The organism is Flavobacterium sp. RHBU_3, from assembly GCF_046613565.1.
In the GTDB taxonomy this organism is placed as follows: domain Bacteria; phylum Bacteroidota; class Bacteroidia; order Flavobacteriales; family Flavobacteriaceae; genus Flavobacterium.
The window spans coordinates 1-16,705 of sequence record NZ_JBKJHC010000012.1 but is presented as its reverse complement, the minus strand read 5'-3'; the positions used below and the strand labels follow the sequence as shown (position 1 = coordinate 16,705).

Sequence of the window (16,705 nt, the reverse complement as noted above, 5' to 3'; positions counted from 1 at the left end):
ATTTAATGTAGCGATTATTTAATGTAGCGATTAATAAGGTACAGATTAGGGTTTGAGTGAAGCTCAACCTGAAACTTTAAACTTGAAACCTGAAACAAAAGAAAATGGAACTTCCCAGAGATAAAAAAATAATACTGTTTGACGGGGTTTGTAACCTGTGCGATGCTACAGTACAGTTCCTTATAAAGCATGATAAAAAGGATGTATTCCGGTTTGTGGCTTTACAGTCGGAAATCGGACAGGAGATTGTGCGTTATATAGGTATTGACACTTCTAAGGTAGATTCCATTATTTTATACGAGCCGGGCAAAGCCTATTATTACAAAGCCCAGGCCGCACTAGAAATAGCATCGGAAATTGGTGGCTTTTACAGCCTTTTATCGATTTTTAAAGCATTCCCGGATAAACTGAACAATATGGTGTATGATTATATCGCGCGCAACCGATACAAATGGTACGGTAAAAAAGATGCCTGTATGCTCCCTACGCTGGAAACAAAGGCAAAATTTTTATAACTAAAACAAAATAATTTTGAGATACTTTGTAGAGTTTGCCTACAACGGAAAAAATTACTGCGGCTGGCAATACCAGCCCCACAGCCCATCGGTACAGGAAACGCTGAACAAGGCACTGTCTACCCTGCTGCGTACGTCTATAGATGCCACAGGTGCAGGGCGTACTGATACCGGTGTACATGCCACACAAATGTACGCGCACTTTGATTATGATGGCATAATAGAATCTGATGCACTTACCAAAAGGATCAATGCATTTTTACCTAAGGATATTGTAGTATACCGTTTTATTCCGTTGCATGATGATGCTCATGCCCGTTTTGATGCTACCAGCCGTAGCTACGAATACCATATTCATACGTTTAAAGACGCTTTTATAAACGAAGGCAGCTGGTTTAACTTCCACCCGCTTGATGTAGCTAAAATGAACGAAGCCGCACAAGTATTGTTTGAATACATTGATTTTAAATGCTTTAGTAAAACTCATACCGATGTAAGGACATTTAACTGTAAAATAACCGAGGCCCGGTGGGAACAGCATGGTAATAAGCTGGTGTTCCACATCTCGGCCGACCGTTTCCTACGCAATATGGTTCGTGCCATTGTAGGCACCCTGGTAGAAGTAGGCTTAGGAAAATCTTCTGTAGAAGATGTTCGAAATATTATAGAAAGCCGTGACCGTGGCCGGGCAGGTTTCTCGGTTCCGGCACACGGGCTTTACCTTACTAAGGTAATTTATCCGTATATTTGATGCACCTTATGAAAGAGAATACAAAAAACCGAAATAAAAATACCGCCTCACTTGCAAAAGTGATGCGTTTTGCAAAACCTTATCGTAGCCGCTTCATTTGGGTAATCATCTTTTCGATTACGCTATCCATTTTTGCGGCTCTTCGTCCTTATTTGCTTAAATATACCATAGATAACCACTTTAAGCAAAAAGACATGAACGGCCTTATGCTTTTTGTAGCGATAATGGGAATTTCGCTTATTATAGAAGTAGCTTCTTCATTCTATTTTGTGTACTGGGCAAACTGGCTGGGACAGGATATTGTAAAGGACATACGCGAAAAACTTTTTGCCCACATTACCCGCTTCCGTATGAAGTTTTTTGATAATGAAGCTGTAGGCAGACTGGTAACCCGTACCGTATTTGATATAGAATCAATAGCCAAAATATTCAGTCAGGGGTTGTTTATGATTATCAGCGACCTGCTGAAAATGATTGTAATACTTGGTTTCCTGTACTGGATTAACTGGAAACTGGCTTCTGTAGTTCTTATTGCCATGCCTATACTGGTATATGCCACACGTATATTCCAGAAGAAGATGAAAGGCGCATTTGAAGAAGTGCGTGCACAGGTAGCTAACCTGAACACCTTTGTTCAGGAACGTGTTACCGGCATGAAAATAGTACAGCTGTTTAACCGCGAGAAGATAGAATATCAAAAGTTTAAACTGATTAATAAGAAACACAATGATGCCTGGAAGCTGAACATATTGTACAACTCCATCTTCTTCCCTATTGCTGATATTATTTCATCGCTTACACTGGGCTTTATAATATGGTATGGCGGACTGGATATGGTAGGTGAAGGGTCTTTTACTACAGCCGGCGACCTTTTTGCCTACATAATGTACATACCAATGCTGTTTAACCCACTGAGGCAAATAGCCGATAAGTTTAATGAAATGCAAATGGGTATCGTAGCATCAGACCGTGTCTTTGAACTGCTTGACATTACAAACAATACGCAAAAAGAAGGCACGCTTGTGGCGCCGCACTTTAACGGAAACCTGTTGTTTAAAGATGTACGTTTTAGCTACCTGGCGGGTGAAGAAGTGATACGCGGCATTAACCTTACAGCACAGGCCGGGCAAACCGTGGCTATTGTAGGATCTACCGGTGCAGGTAAAAGTACCATTATTAACCTGCTGAACCGTTTTTACGAAATAGACAGCGGTACCATTACGATAGACGGTACTGATATTAACGATTTTACACTAAGTAGCCTGCGTAAACAAATAGCTGTGGTACTTCAGGATGTGGTATTGTTTGCAGACACCATATACAATAACATAACCCTGAACAATCCTGATATTACTGAAGAACAGGTTGTGGCAGCAGCAAAAGCCATAGGCGTACACGATTTTATAATGAGCCTGCCGGGCGGGTATGAATACAACGTAAAAGAGCGTGGCGTAATGCTTTCATCGGGCCAGCGACAGCTTATTGCCTTCCTTAGGGCTTATGTAAGTAATCCGTCGATACTGATACTGGATGAAGCCACATCGAGCATTGACACGCATTCGGAAGAAATGATACGGGTAGCTACCGAAGCCATAACCAAAGGGCGTACTTCTATAGTGATAGCACACAGGCTGGCCACTATAGTAAACGCAGACAAAATTATTGTTATGGACAAAGGGCTTATAGTAGAAGAAGGCACACACTACGAACTTATAAACCGCAGTGAAGGCTACTACCGTAACCTGTACTTCTCTCAGTTTGTAACTGAAAATGAGGAAGATTCAAATTCTCAATTGAAATAAGCATATACTAACCCAAATATACTTTTTACCTGTTTTACGCTAAAGTGGTTACAGGTAAAAAGTATATTTGGTATAAAAATGCTTATGAAAAAAATAATACTCTTACTCTCGCTAATGCCGTTAATAGGTTTTGCACAGCAATTCCAGTGGCTTAAAACACCGGCAGTTAGTATGCCTTACAATCCTGAAATGATAGGCTATTCTACAGCTGTAGATAACCAGGGCAATGCCATTGTGATAGGATTTAAAGACACTCCTTTCATTTATAGCAGTATAATGGGCAATTTATCGTTAGACAAATATAATGCCGATGGAGAATTACTGTTTTCTAAAACCATAACCGGTCATGTTCAGCCGCATAATATGGTAACCGACAGCAATGGAAATATCTACATATCTCTTAGTTATGTAAATGAAATTAGCGTAGACAACATAGCAATATCTACAGTAGAACAAGGAGAACTATGGCTGTTTGCCAAGTTCAGCGCTGAAGGAAACATTATATGGTACAGGGCTTTTACACCAATAGACTACGGCAACAATACCTACAATGAAGTTGCCGACTTCAATGCCATAACTATAGACAGCAATGATAACCTTTATATAGGTTATTCTGATTTTTATAAGGCGTTTATTGAACAAATTTCGACTGAAGACGGTTCGGTTATAAAAACCATTGAACAGGAACACACAACTCGTATAGCATACCTGGCAACAGATAACGAAGGAAATATCTACGCAACAGGTGCCTGTGCCGATAATGAAGCTACCTTTGCAGGCGAAGTACATGGAACTGAATTTCAATACAACCTTTATCTGGTAAAATATAATGCCTCAGGAACCTTTCAGTGGGTAAAATATGTACAAGATGTTACCTGCCCCGAACCTCATGTTATAGTGACGGGTACAAATGAAATATACTTTGCTTCTTTTCTGTGGGGAGAAACCGCTTTTGACGACATAATTGTACCCGGTTCTCCTTATGGTATGGAAGATTTCTTCCTCGCTAAACTAAACAGTAATGGCGAATACCAGTGGATTAAAGAAGTTCCGGCAGGAGGTTCTTTTACTTTAGGTAACCGAAACTATTTATCTAAAGATGAAGCAGGTAATGTATATATATCCGGACGTAGCCGTTTCGATATAGACTGGGGCAACGGAGTTACAAGCACCACAGGCGCCTTTACTTATGACGCCTCTATTTTAAAATATAATGCTGATGGAGTTGTACAGTTTGCTAAAACAATACCGTCATTTTACTCTCGCTTTGATGGAGCAAGCATAAGTAATGACGGAAGCATATATCTTTCGGGAATGGCATTAGGGCCGATAACGGCAGACACCTTTTCCTATGACCCACAACAAACCGAAGAATATTACCCTTATTTTACAAAACTAAGCCCTGATACTACGGCTACAGTAGATAAGATTCAGGATAAAGGCATTTATATCTACCCTAACCCTGCAACCGATAAGGTGTACTTTAGCGGGGTTACCACAGATATAAAAGGAGATATCATCAATGTACTTGGGCAAAACATAAGCAGCTTCAGCCTGTCCGCAGGCCAGCCGCTGGATGTTTCTGCACTGCCCCCAGGCAACTATTTTTTAAAAACGGACGGTTTACCCACAATCAAATTAATTAAAACTGCTAATTAAATTCCAAATCTGAATGGCTCCCTCTTGATGGGAGCCTTTTCATTTTATAATTGCCAAAACTATTTGCTAACAAAAACTTACCTTATTTTATTCACCTTCTTGAAACACTTTCCCATTATTAATTTTCTGTAAAAATTAACAATGGTGGTTAAATCCGTTTTAAAGTTTCTGCTTTTAACACTCCTTTTCTCTACTTTTGCGAGGTAAACCAATACAGACAGATGAAAAAAGTTCTTATTACAATGGCCGCAGTGGTATTCTCCATGGCCGCCCATGCTCAGTTTGGAGCCAAGGTAGGATTTAACTTCGCTAATTTCAGGGGAGACAGTTCAGACCACTTTAATGTACTAACAAGCTACCATGTAGGTGCTTTATATGAAAATCATTTTGGCAAGCACATTAGCTTACAACCGGAGTTATTGTACTCAGTACAGGGAGCTAAAGTAGACGACGAAAAAATAAAACTTGGGTATTTTAATGTACCCCTTATGGTAAAAATATACCCAACCTCTGGCTTTAACATACAGGCCGGTCCACAGTTTGGGATGCTGATAAATGAAAGCGACAATTTTAAACCTTATAACAGCGAAACATTCGACTTTTCATTAGCAGCCGGTATAGAGTTTTTTGCAACAGATACAATTTTCCTTCAGGCCCGCTATGTAAGCGGAACCAAGAATGTATCGGGCAATACAGATATTAAAAACGCTGTTGTTCAGGCGTCAGTAGGCATAATGTTTTAAAAAAAGCAATATTTAACCTAGACTATTCTAAATTATGAAAAAACTATTTATTGCAGCTATAATGGTGCTAGGCACCTACACTGCACAGGCTCAGGGAGTAGATTTCGGTATTAAAGCCGGAGCTAACTTTGCAAATTTTAATGGTGATGCCGATACGAAAAGTGTTACCAGCTGGCACGCAGGTGCTGTACTGGAACTAAGCCTTGTACCTACTTTTTCTATACAGGGTGAGGCACTATATTCTTCGCAAGGTGCTAAAATAGATGGCGGTGAAGATATTAAGCTTGACTATGTTCAGGTACCTGTACTGGCTAAGTTTTACATAATTCCCGATAGAATAAGCCTTGTTGCCGGACCTCAGTTTTCGTTCCTTACAAAAGATACTGAAGACTTTAAAGCAAAAAGCACAGACATAGGCCTTGCAGGTGGTGTAGAAGCTAAAATTGTAGCAGGCTTGTTTGCACAAGCACGTTACACTATTGGCCTTAATAACATTAATGATGATGAAGTTAGCGGAGACGTTAAAAACGCCGTTTTCCAGTTGTCTTTAGGTTATAACTTCTTTTAAAAAGAAGCATCAACACTTTGAAAACCGGCAGGCTTATATCCCGCCGGTTTTTTTGTGGTTTTAATTGTTAAATTTTTCTGTAGGACAACTACAGAAAATTCTTCGGTTAATTATCTTTACTATTACCAAAAAGCAAACACATAAAGATGAAAATAATAATTATTAACGGCCCTAACCTTAACCTGCTGGGCAAGCGCGAACCTGAAGTATACGGCAGCAGCACCTTTGAAGATTATTTTGATACCCTGCAACAAAAGTACCCCGGCACTGAGCTGCATTATTATCAAAGCAATATTGAAGGCGAACTGATTACCAAAATACAGGAAACCGGATTTAGCTATGACGGTATTATACTGAATGCGGGTGCTTATACGCACACTTCAATAGGCATAGCCGATGCTGTAAAGGCGGTAACTACCGCTGTTATAGAGGTGCACATAAGCAACACTTTTTCACGTGAAAGCTTTAGGCATCAGTCGTACCTGTCGCCGGTTTCAGCAGGGGTTATTATAGGTTTCGGGCTAGAAAGCTACGAACTGGCTCTGCAGTCGTTCCTGTTATAACATGAAGAAAAAAATTGCTGTATTACTCTTTTTTATCAGCCTCGCTACGCATGCACAAATTACCGGAACAGTAACTGACAAAACCGGCAAAGTATTACCATTTGTATCGATAAGTGTTCAAAATACCTATACCACTACCCTGGCTAATGAAAACGGCGGTTATATACTACCCATAGCTAAAAAAGGAAAATACAGGCTGGTATTCCGTAGTATTGGGTATAGAATAAAAGAAGTAGCAATAAATGCTACTTCAATCCCTTACAACTTTGATGTAGTAATGGATACCGATAATTACCACGCTGCCTCTTTACCTGAAGAACGGAAAAATCAGATTGCCGACAGTATTATAAACCTGGCCATACAACAGCGCAAAGCTAATGCTGAAAAGGTATCGGCATTTGAAGCAGACTTTTATTCTAAAGGAACACTGCGGGTTAACAACGTACCCGATAAATTATTAGGACAGAAAATAGGCAACTTGGGCGCGTCTATAGATACCAGCGGTAACGGTATTATATACCTGAGCGAAACTATAAGCAAGCTAAAGTTTAAAGCCCCAAATAATTTATACGAAGAGGTAATAGCCAGCCGCATTAGCGGAGAAGACAATGGTGTAAGCTACAATAATGCCGATGTTGCCTGGTTTGATTTCTACCAAAATTACTTGCCGTTTGAAGTAAACGTAATTTCACCCCTGGCTGATAATGCCCCGAATTATTACCGCTACAGCACTGAAGGAATTTTTTATACCGAAAACAACGATCTTATTTACAAAATTCAAACCAGTTCAAAAACAGACACCGCCCCTACTGTTGATGGCTTTATTTATATAGTGGGTACCACAGGCGAAATATATGCCACAGACCTTACCCTGAAAGGCAGTACCATAAAACAACCCCTGCTGAATACATTTACAATACACCAGGTTTTTGGGTATAATGAACAGGAAAAACTTTGGAGTAAAAACGGACAGATAGTACTTTTTGATCTTAGCCTGCTTTCGGTAAGGGCACAAGGTACCATGAGCTATGTATACAGCAACTACAACTTTGCACCTGAATTCGGCAAGAAAACCTTCGGGCCGGAAATACAAAAGTTTGATGCTAACAGCAACGCACAAACTGTTGATTTTTGGGACAACAACCGCCCGATTCCGTTAAACAACGACGAATACAACGACTACATCCAAAAGGGAAAACTTGAAACACTGCGCAACACCACTGCCTATAAAGACAGCATCGATGTACTGCGTAATCGTTTTAAATGGACATCAATACCTTTAGGATACACTTACCATAACACCAACAAAAACTGGGATGTAACGTTTATAGGCCTTGCAAGACGCCTTGCATTTAATACGGTTCAGGCATATTGGCTGGGGCCGGGTTTTGAGTTTAAAAAATCATACAACGATAATACGTATACAACCATAGGCACCGATATGAACTACGGGTTTGCCGAACAACGTTTTCGTGCTACCGGACACATAGAGCATAAGTTTAACAACTTTAGTAAACGTACGTTCCGGCTTAGCGGCGGAAGCAGTATAGAGCAGTTTAACCCCGAAAACCCTATAAATAAAATTGTAAACAGTATTAGTACATTGTTTTTCAGGGACAACTATATGAAACTGTACGACAATAATTTTTTACGCCTTAATTATCAGGAAGAAATAGTAAACGGCGTATACCTTAACAGCAGTTTTGAATACACCCGCCGTCATGCCTTATACAATAATACCGATTTTAGTACCCTGAAAAACATCTATCACCCGTATACATCTAATAACCCGCTGCTGCCCTGGGACTACGATACACCCGCTTTTATGAAACATACAATGCTGAAAGCAATGGTTATGGCGCGCATAAACTTTGGGCAAACGTACAGAACCCGTCCCGATGGAAGGGAAACGATATCAAACCCTGATTATCCGCAGTTGTGGCTGAAATACGAAAAAGGATTTAACAGCACCATTAAAGACTATGAGTACAACCACCTTGCCGCCCGTGTAAGGTACGACCTTACGTTAGGCAACGTAGGCGAACTGGGCACTGCTTTTCGAACCGGTATTTTTTTTAACAGCGGTAATGTAGCATTCCCGGACTGGAGGCATTTTAACGGAAATGAAACCCATGTAGGCCCTACTGAACGCTACCTGAATGTATTTAACCTGCTGCCGTATTACAGCCACAGTACTAACAGCCGTTATTTTGAGGCACATGCCGAGCATAATTTTAAAGGTTATTTTACTAACGACATACCTTTTTTCCATAAATTAGAATATTACCTGGTTGTGGGTGCACATTATCTTGCCACGCCTGAACACAATCCGTATATGGAATTTACAATGGGGCTAGACAATTTAGGCTGGGGTAAGTTCCGGTTGCTGCGATTTGATTACGTACGGTCATACGAAGGAGGCTTCCGTGGCGATGGCGTAATTTTTGGGCTTACGTTTATCGACTTTTTAGAATAGTCCTAAAGTTGCATTAAAAAAGAGAAGGGCTATGGGAAAAATTATATAAAGTACTATATTTGCACTTTTGAAAATAAACACAAAAACGACTTACCGTGGAACATCCGAGTGCGCAGAAACTGATTAACAAGATTCAGGTCGACCTATTTAAAAATGGCTTTGATGCTGAACGCTTAGTTACTGACCTGAAAAAACTACGCGAATATTCGCTTGAGGAAAACAACCCAGTGCTTACTAAAGCCCTGCGACTTACATACGAGCACATTGAAGCAAATGGTGCTTTCCTTATCCCTATTCCGGATGACGAACCAATAGAGGGTGAAGAACTGATTACTGACGAGGCTAACACCACAGAAAACAACATGGAAAGCCTGGAGTACCTGGTTTCACTTTTCAGCGACCTTAGTCATAAAAACAACCTTTCTGACCTAAGGGAGTACAACAAAGCATTACTTGCTTTTTAATTAGAAATACAACTTTCACAATAAAAAATAGTCCCTTATAGGGACTATTTTTGTTTAATGCTGTTCGGTTTTCTTATCCATACGTGCCAGTATATCATTCATCATGTCTATCTGCACTTTTTGTATTTCTATCAAGGTTTTCTCCTGGTGCAGTATTAAATGATCTATTTTTTCATGCAACAACCGTATTTCAAGTTCTGATTTTAGGTTTACCATATAGTCATTCTGTGCCCGCTGACGGTCTTTTTCTTCCTGCCGGTTCTGGCTCATCATAATTACAGGAGCCTGTAGAGCGGCAACACATGAAAGTATAAGATTGAGCAAAATAAACGGATACGGATCGAATCCTTTGTTAAGGAAAACAAATGCATTAATACATATCCACACCACCAGGAATGCCACAAAAGAAATAATAAACGTCCAGCTTCCCCCAAAATCGGCTACCTTATCAGCAACACGCTGGCCCAATGTAAGTGGCTGCACATCTTCATCAGCAGGGTTGTCGCTAACCAGCTTTCTATCCGCCATAGCTTTTACCACCCTTTTTTCAAGGTCATCGAGCTGGCCTACCTCCTGCTCCAGCGATTCTGATATATAACGCTCCCTGTAAGCATTCAGTTCACTTAGAGCCAAATGGCAACTGTCATCAAAGTCAGGGTGTTCAGCTTTTATAAGATCAAGTATTGGGCGTCGTACGGCGGTAGCAGGTACTTTTTCCTCCAACGGGAATTCTTTTTTAGATACATCACTAATAAAACTCATAATTAAAACCAGCGTTTTCTTTTAAAATAAATTACCATAACAATCAGTGTAATTACCATTACAAAAAGTACTATGTAATAGCCGTTATGGGTATGCAATTCGGGCATGTTTACAAAATTCATACCGTATATCCCTACAATAAAGGTAAGCGGCATGAAAATAACCGAAAACACCGTGAGTGTTTTCATAATTTCGTTCATACGTTGCCCCTGCGATGCAAAATGAAAGTTACTGGCACTATCCAGCGACGTAAGGTCGTAGTCGATTTGGTCTAATAGTTCAAGGCACTTTTGGTGCAGCCTCGCAAAATATACCCGTGTACCTTTCCATATAGTTTCGTATTCATCTTCCTCTCGGGCGCTTTTTAGACTTAAAAGTGCTTCACGTAAAGGCGTTATAGCCCGTTTTAAAAATACAAGGTTATCTTTGGTTGCTTCTACCCTTTCTATAAAGTTTGCGCCACAATTAGTCCGCCCTTCATCATTGAGTTGTGCTATGCGTTCCTCATATTTTTCAAGCGTAATGAAAAAATTCTCCATAATCGCATCGAGCATCAGATATAAGAGGTAATCATTTTTCTTTTTCCGTACGATACCCGTACCGGTACGTATACGTTCGCGGATATGGCTGAAGTAATCACTCCGCTTTTCCTGGAACGATATTATAGTGTTTCCTTTTAGCAAAAAACTAACTTGTTCTGTTTTTACAACATCATGCTCTTCCTCCGGAAGTACCGATTTAATGCTGAAAAACAACACATCACCCAGTTCTTCTATGCGTGTTCTGCGGTGTACATTTAGTATGTCACCTATTATAAGTGGTTCTACTTTTAATAAGTCGGTAATATTTTTAATCAGCTCAGGATTATTGAGGCCGTGCAGGTTAAGCCATTTTATATCATGTTCCTGTTTAGGGTCGGTACATTCTGAAATTACCCTTTCAAGATTCACATCCTTATATTCTTCATACCCCTCTTCATCAAAAACAAAGAGTTGCATATGCACGGGTTCATCTGTATGCTCACCATTATATTCAAAAACATGGGGTTGTAATCTGCGTACCTTATTGTATTCTATTCTTTTCACAAAAAGTGTAGTATTTTCTCTTGTATAAATATAGGAGTTTTTTAAAAGGCATACTATTTTTACCGAAACTTTGACATATGGCCATACTCATAACAAACATAAAGGGATTACTACAGGTTCGCGATACACATATTGACAAACTCAGCGGTGCCGAAATGGCAGCATTACCTTCTTTGCAAAATGCGTGGCTGCTTATAGAAGCCGATACCATAACAGGTTTTGGTACAATGGACAACTGCCCTGCTGTAGCAGATGCAGAGGTAATTGACGCTTCCGGAAAAACCGTGTTACCCACATGGTGCGACAGCCATACCCATCTGGTATATTCAGGTAACCGCGAGCAGGAATTTGTAGACCGTATTAACGGATTAAGCTATGAGGAAATAGCCAATCGTGGCGGTGGCATCCTAAATTCGGCAAACAGGCTGAACGAAACAAGCGAAGATGAGCTGTATGAACAGAGCCGTAAACGCCTGGAAGAAGTGATGAAACTGGGAACGGGAGCCATAGAGATAAAATCAGGTTACGGGCTTACAGTAGAAGGCGAACTTAAAATGCTGCGTGTAATAAAGCGCCTACGCGAAAATTACCCCGTGGCGGTTAAGGCAACTTTTTTAGGTGCCCATGCTTTCCCGAAAGAATACAAAGAAAACCACACTGGCTACATTGACTTGATTGTAAATGAAATGCTACCTGCTATTGCAAGCGAAGGATTAGCCGAGTATATTGATGCTTTTTGCGAAACAGGATATTTTTCAGTGGAAGAAACCGAGCGTATTATGGAAGCCGGAAAGCAGTATGGGCTTGAAGCTAAAATACACGTAAACCAGTTTACTGCTATTGAAGGGATAGCCGCCTGTGTAAAGCATGAGGCTCTTAGCGTAGACCACCTGGAAATTGTAACCGATGAAGACATTGAAGCACTGAAAGGTACCCGTACCATGCCGGTAGCACTACCCACTTGTTCGTTCTTTATTAGTATACCGTATACCCCGGCAAGGCAAATGCTTAACGCAGGATTACCCCTTGCCCTTGCTACCGATTACAACCCCGGAACCACCCCAAGCGGCAACATGAACCTTGTGGTGGCTACAGCATGCATTAAAATGAAAATGACGCCTGAAGAGGCTATAAACGCTGCAACCATAAACGGAGCTTACGCTATGGGGTTAAGCGAAACCCATGGTAGCATTACCATCGGCAAAAAAGCCAGCATCATCATTACTAAGCCGCTTAATTCGTATTATGAATTGCCGTACGCTTTTGGCAGTAATCTTATAGACAGCGTTATCATAGGCGGAAAGAAAGTTTAGCAGAAGAAATTACAACTGATACAGCTTTTCAGCGGCAGCCAACAAAGTTTCATCCGTTTTGGCAAAGCAAAAGCGCACCAGCTTATCGTCTTTATGGCTTGTATACAGGCGCGATACCGGTATTGCTGCCACACCGTATTCCTTAATGAGCCTTTCGCAAAAGCTAAAGTCATCCTCATCAGTAATAGCGCTATAATCGGCCAATTGGAAGTATGAACCTTCACACGGTAGCAGATTAAACTTAGAGCCTGCCATTGCCTCCCTGAAAAGGTTGCGCTTGGCTTCATAAAATGTAGGCAATTGCAGGTATTCATCGCTTTGATTAAGATACAACGCTATGGCTTTTTGTAATGGGTGCGCCACGCTAAAGGTATTATTCTGGTGTACCTTGCGTATTTCGGTAGTGAGCTCAGGCGGCGCTATGGCATAGCCTACCCGCCAGCCTGTTGTGTGTAGCGTTTTACCAAACGAATATACCGATACGGTACGTTCGCGCAGCTCTGGGTATTTCAGGGGAGATTCATGGGTAGCACCGTCAAAAACCATGTGTTCGTATACCTCGTCGCTCAGTATAATAATTTCGGTGCCTTTTACCAGCTTAGTTAGTTCGGCCATATCATTTGCCGTCATTACCGAACCCGTAGGGTTATTCGGTGTGCTGATAATGATAAGCTTGGTTTTACCTGTAATACAACTCGCAAATTCCTCCCAGTCTATTTTAAACTGCGGCGCGGGCATTTGATAGACTACCGTTTTTCCGCCTACAACGTCTATAGCAGGGCGGTAACAATCGTAACCCGGCTCTATGATAATCACTTCATCACCCGGCCAAACAAAAGCAGCAATGGTATTGAATATCATTTCGGTAGCACCGCAGCCTATCGTAATTTCAGTATCAGGATTTACTGTAACCTCAAAAGTATTGTATATTTTTCGGGCTATTTCCTCGCGAAGTAATGGCAATCCCGGCATGGGTGCATACTGGGCAGTGTTTTCTTTGAGGGCTTGTGCAACAAAATTTTCAAGCGCGGCAGAAGGCTCAAAATTTGGGAAGCCCTGCGACAGGTTTATGGCGCCGTATTGGTTGGCCAGCCCCGTCATGTATGAGAAAATGTGTGATTGTATGTACGGCAGCTTAGAGCGTATGTTCATGTATCAGGTTTTGGTTAATGCAGCGTAGCGCTTCACCTCAAATGTAACCAATATTACCAATTTTGTTGCCTGTTTTTTACCACAACGTGCACAAAGGCTTTTCACGGTGTACACAATGCAAGTTTATACGTACCAAGCGCAGGTTCACAAGGCTTTCCTATGGAAAGTGACAGCAAATTATTTACGCAAGGTATTTATCCACAAATTCAAAATCCTCATAGGCCACCCCTACCCGCTCCATTTGCACCACCTGGAATTCAAACCCCGAATCAGCTATAGCAGGCAGGTAGTCGCTACCCAATAGTTTACGAGCTTCTGTGTATGCATCTTGCTCATCAGCTATGGCGTCAGATTCTATGAGCAGTACATTTTTGTAGCCCGGCATGGCATGCAGATCTTTATCATCCAGCAGTGGGTCGTCTGCCAGCATAATTACGCGGGCGGTTTCGGTTTGCAGCGCGTATGCTACCGCCTGTCGGAATTTACCGCTGTTTTGGGGCAATGCCAGTTCACTGCCGCCGGGTATAAGCAATAAAGTTGTATGTGTGGTTTGCATGTTTCCTTCAAATGATTCAGCCGCGAAATTATGCGGCAAAACCCGAACGGCAAACGCATTTAACATTACGAAAACTTTAAAGGAAGTTAAAATTTGATTGTCTACCCAAGCTTAATTTACGATTTCGAAAAACCATCATTTATCCTTAAATTCGCCCTACTAATATTTTTGGATGAACAACCTGCCCGAAACCCCTATAGAATACCTTAAAGGCGTTGGCCCCGCACGCGGTGAGCTGTTGCGTAAGGAACTGGGCATCCATAAATATGCCGACCTTATAAACCTGTACCCTAACCGCTACATAGACCGCACCCGTTATTACCGTATTAACGAGCTGAACAACAACGGCAGCGAAGTACAGATAGTGGGCAGGGTTATCAACTTGAAGACCTTAGGCGAAAAACGCACCCGGCTGGTAGCTACTTTTACAGACGGCACGGGTGAAATGGAACTAGTATGGTTTCAGGGACAAAAGTGGATACGTGAAAACATAAAGCTGAATACAACTTATGTAATTTTTGGTAAGGTGAGCGCTTTTAACGGCGTTTTCAATATGCCCCACCCCGAAATGGAACTACAGGCTGAACACGAAGCCAGCCTCCGCAGTGCCATGCAGCCCATATACCCAAGTACCGAAAAGCTTGGCCAGCGTGGTGTTACCAATAAGGTGGTGGGAAAAATGATACAGCAGTTGTTCATGGAAATGCAGCAATATTTTGGCGAGGTGCTACCACAACCGCTCATTTCCGACCTGAAGCTGCTAAGCAAGCGCGATGCATTGTTTAACATTCACTTCCCTAAAAGCCAGGATTTATTAGCTAAGGCACAATTCAGGCTGAAGTTTGAGGAGTTGTTTTTTATACAGCTGCAATTGATTACCAAAAATCTGGTACGCAAGCATAAGATAAAAGGGCATCCGTTTTCTACTGTTGGCGAATACTTCAGTGATTTCTATAACAACCATCTCCCATTTGAGCTGACCAATGCCCAAAAAAGGGTGATTAAAGAAATACGAAACGACATGGGGCAGCCCGCCCAAATGAACCGTTTACTCCAGGGTGATGTAGGTTCGGGCAAAACCATAGTGGCACTTATAAGCATGCTGCTGGCACTGGATAACGGTTTCCAGGCCTGTCTTATGGCACCTACCGAAATATTGGCAAACCAGCATTATTTAGGTTTAAGTGAACTGGCTAACCCACTGGGAATAAATATTAAATTACTCACAGGTTCAACTAAAACTTCAGAACGGAAAATCATTCATGAAGCGCTGGAAAACGGCGAGTTGCACATCATCATTGGCACCCATGCCCTGCTGGAAGACAAGGTAAAGTTTAAGAACCTTGGCCTTGCCGTTATAGACGAGCAGCACCGTTTTGGTGTGGAGCAACGCAGTAAGCTTTGGAAGAAAAACGACATACCACCACACGTTCTTGTCATGACCGCTACACCCATTCCGCGTACCCTGGCCATGAGCCTGTATGGCGACCTCGATGTTTCAGTTATAGATGAACTACCACCAGGACGTAAACCCATCCGTACTGAGCATCGGTTCGACAGCAACCGCCTTAAGGTTTGGAAATTCCTGAAAGATGAAATAGCCAAAGGAAGGCAGGTGTACATTGTTTACCCGTTGATTCAGGAAAGCGAAAAAATGGACTATAAAGACCTTATGGACGGCTATGAGAGTATTTCGCGCGATTTCCCTTTGCCGCAGTACAGCGTAAGCATAGTGCATGGGCAAATGAAACCGGCAGATAAAGATAGCGAAATGGCTCGCTTTGCCGCCGGTAAAACCAATATAATGGTGGCCACTACAGTAATTGAAGTTGGTGTAAATGTACCCAATGCAAGCGTTATGGTTATAGAAAGCGCCGAACGATTCGGGTTGAGCCAGCTGCACCAGTTACGCGGGCGCGTAGGCCGTGGTGCTGAGCAAAGCTATTGTATATTAATGACGGGGCAAAAGCTGAGCAATGACAGCCAGATACGTATGGAAACCATGTGCCGCACTAACGACGGTTTTGAAATTGCGGAAGTAGACCTTAAACTGCGCGGCCCCGGCGATATTATGGGCACGCAGCAAAGCGGTGTACTGAACCTGCAAATAGCTGATTTGGTTAAGGACAGGGAGATACTCTCATTGGCACGACAATACGCCATTGCACTGCTTAAGGCCGACCCGGGTATGAATGCGCCCGAAAATGCTGCCATGCGCAATGCTTACATAGAAATTACCAAGAAAAAGAACATCTGGAATTATATAAGTTAATCAAATCATCTTCCCCTTACTGTG

The 16,705-nt window shown here is 41.7% G+C and carries 15 protein-coding genes; 11 read left to right on the top strand and 4 right to left on the bottom strand.

Annotated elements, in window-relative coordinates; all coding sequences use genetic code 11:
- The first annotated feature begins 104 nt into the window (after positions 1–104).
- The 9 genes from ACLI1A_RS15900 to ACLI1A_RS15860 all read left to right on the top strand — a co-directional run bounded on the left by ACLI1A_RS15900 (position 105) and on the right by ACLI1A_RS15860 (position 9,541).
- The gene (locus ACLI1A_RS15900) at positions 105–515 is read left to right on the top strand and encodes a thiol-disulfide oxidoreductase DCC family protein (protein ID WP_411409666.1); all 411 of its coding nucleotides are present in this window, start codon (positions 105–107) and stop codon (positions 513–515) included.
- A gap of 16 nt (positions 516–531) precedes the next feature.
- Positions 532–1,266, top strand: coding sequence for a tRNA pseudouridine(38-40) synthase TruA (truA, locus tag ACLI1A_RS15895; RefSeq protein WP_411409665.1), 735 nt, complete (start codon positions 532–534; stop codon positions 1,264–1,266).
- Between the two features lie 8 nt (positions 1,267–1,274).
- Positions 1,275–3,068 carry an ABC transporter ATP-binding protein gene (locus ACLI1A_RS15890; protein ID WP_411409664.1) on the top strand — a complete coding sequence of 598 codons (1,794 nt, stop codon included), beginning with the start codon at positions 1,275–1,277 and terminating at the stop codon, positions 3,066–3,068.
- An 84-nt stretch (positions 3,069–3,152) separates the two neighbouring features.
- Entirely contained in the window at positions 3,153–4,727 is a 1,575-nt protein-coding gene (locus ACLI1A_RS15885) for a T9SS type A sorting domain-containing protein (protein WP_411409663.1), read from the top strand.
- A gap of 221 nt (positions 4,728–4,948) precedes the next feature.
- Positions 4,949–5,470: a porin family protein gene (locus ACLI1A_RS15880; RefSeq protein WP_411409662.1), complete on the top strand. Its 522-nt coding sequence runs from the start codon at positions 4,949–4,951 to the stop codon at positions 5,468–5,470.
- 34 nt (positions 5,471–5,504) lie between these two features.
- Positions 5,505–6,038, top strand: a complete 534-nt coding sequence (locus tag ACLI1A_RS15875; RefSeq protein WP_411409661.1) for a porin family protein — start codon at positions 5,505–5,507, stop codon at positions 6,036–6,038.
- A 146-nt stretch (positions 6,039–6,184) separates the two neighbouring features.
- The gene (gene aroQ, locus ACLI1A_RS15870) at positions 6,185–6,601 is read left to right on the top strand and encodes a type II 3-dehydroquinate dehydratase (protein ID WP_411409660.1); all 417 of its coding nucleotides are present in this window, start codon (positions 6,185–6,187) and stop codon (positions 6,599–6,601) included.
- Position 6,602: 1 nt separating this feature from the next.
- Entirely contained in the window at positions 6,603–9,077 is a 2,475-nt protein-coding gene (locus tag ACLI1A_RS15865; RefSeq protein WP_411409659.1) for a DUF5686 family protein, read from the top strand.
- Positions 9,078–9,172: 95 nt separating this feature from the next.
- A complete protein-coding gene (locus ACLI1A_RS15860; RefSeq protein WP_411409658.1) occupies positions 9,173–9,541 on the top strand; it encodes a hypothetical protein in 369 nt (122 codons plus the stop codon).
- A 54-nt stretch (positions 9,542–9,595) separates the two neighbouring features.
- Here the strand turns inward: ACLI1A_RS15860 and ACLI1A_RS15855 are convergent, their stop codons facing one another.
- Positions 9,596–10,303 (bottom strand): DUF1003 domain-containing protein, encoded by a 708-nt coding sequence (locus tag ACLI1A_RS15855; RefSeq protein WP_411409657.1) that lies wholly within the window; start codon positions 10,301–10,303, stop codon positions 9,596–9,598.
- A gap of 2 nt (positions 10,304–10,305) precedes the next feature.
- Positions 10,306–11,388, bottom strand: a complete 1,083-nt coding sequence (gene corA / locus ACLI1A_RS15850) for a magnesium/cobalt transporter CorA (RefSeq protein WP_411409656.1) — start codon at positions 11,386–11,388, stop codon at positions 10,306–10,308.
- Positions 11,389–11,465: 77 nt separating this feature from the next.
- Between corA and hutI the strand changes: the two genes are divergently transcribed.
- Positions 11,466–12,701 carry an imidazolonepropionase gene (gene hutI, locus ACLI1A_RS15845; RefSeq protein ID WP_411409655.1) on the top strand — a complete coding sequence of 412 codons (1,236 nt, stop codon included), beginning with the start codon at positions 11,466–11,468 and terminating at the stop codon, positions 12,699–12,701.
- A gap of 9 nt (positions 12,702–12,710) precedes the next feature.
- On the opposite strand, the gene ACLI1A_RS15840 is transcribed toward hutI, so the two are convergent.
- Positions 12,711–13,853 carry a methionine aminotransferase gene (locus tag ACLI1A_RS15840; RefSeq protein WP_411409654.1) on the bottom strand — a complete coding sequence of 381 codons (1,143 nt, stop codon included), beginning with the start codon at positions 13,851–13,853 and terminating at the stop codon, positions 12,711–12,713.
- Positions 13,854–14,034: 181 nt separating this feature from the next.
- Positions 14,035–14,409: a hypothetical protein gene (locus tag ACLI1A_RS15835; protein ID WP_411409653.1), complete on the bottom strand. Its 375-nt coding sequence runs from the start codon at positions 14,407–14,409 to the stop codon at positions 14,035–14,037.
- 172 nt (positions 14,410–14,581) lie between these two features.
- Here ACLI1A_RS15835 and recG point away from each other — a divergent pair, with 172 nt between their 5' ends.
- Positions 14,582–16,681 (top strand): ATP-dependent DNA helicase RecG, encoded by a 2,100-nt coding sequence (gene recG / locus ACLI1A_RS15830; protein WP_411409652.1) that lies wholly within the window; start codon positions 14,582–14,584, stop codon positions 16,679–16,681.
- The last annotated feature ends 24 nt before the right edge of the window (positions 16,682–16,705 follow it).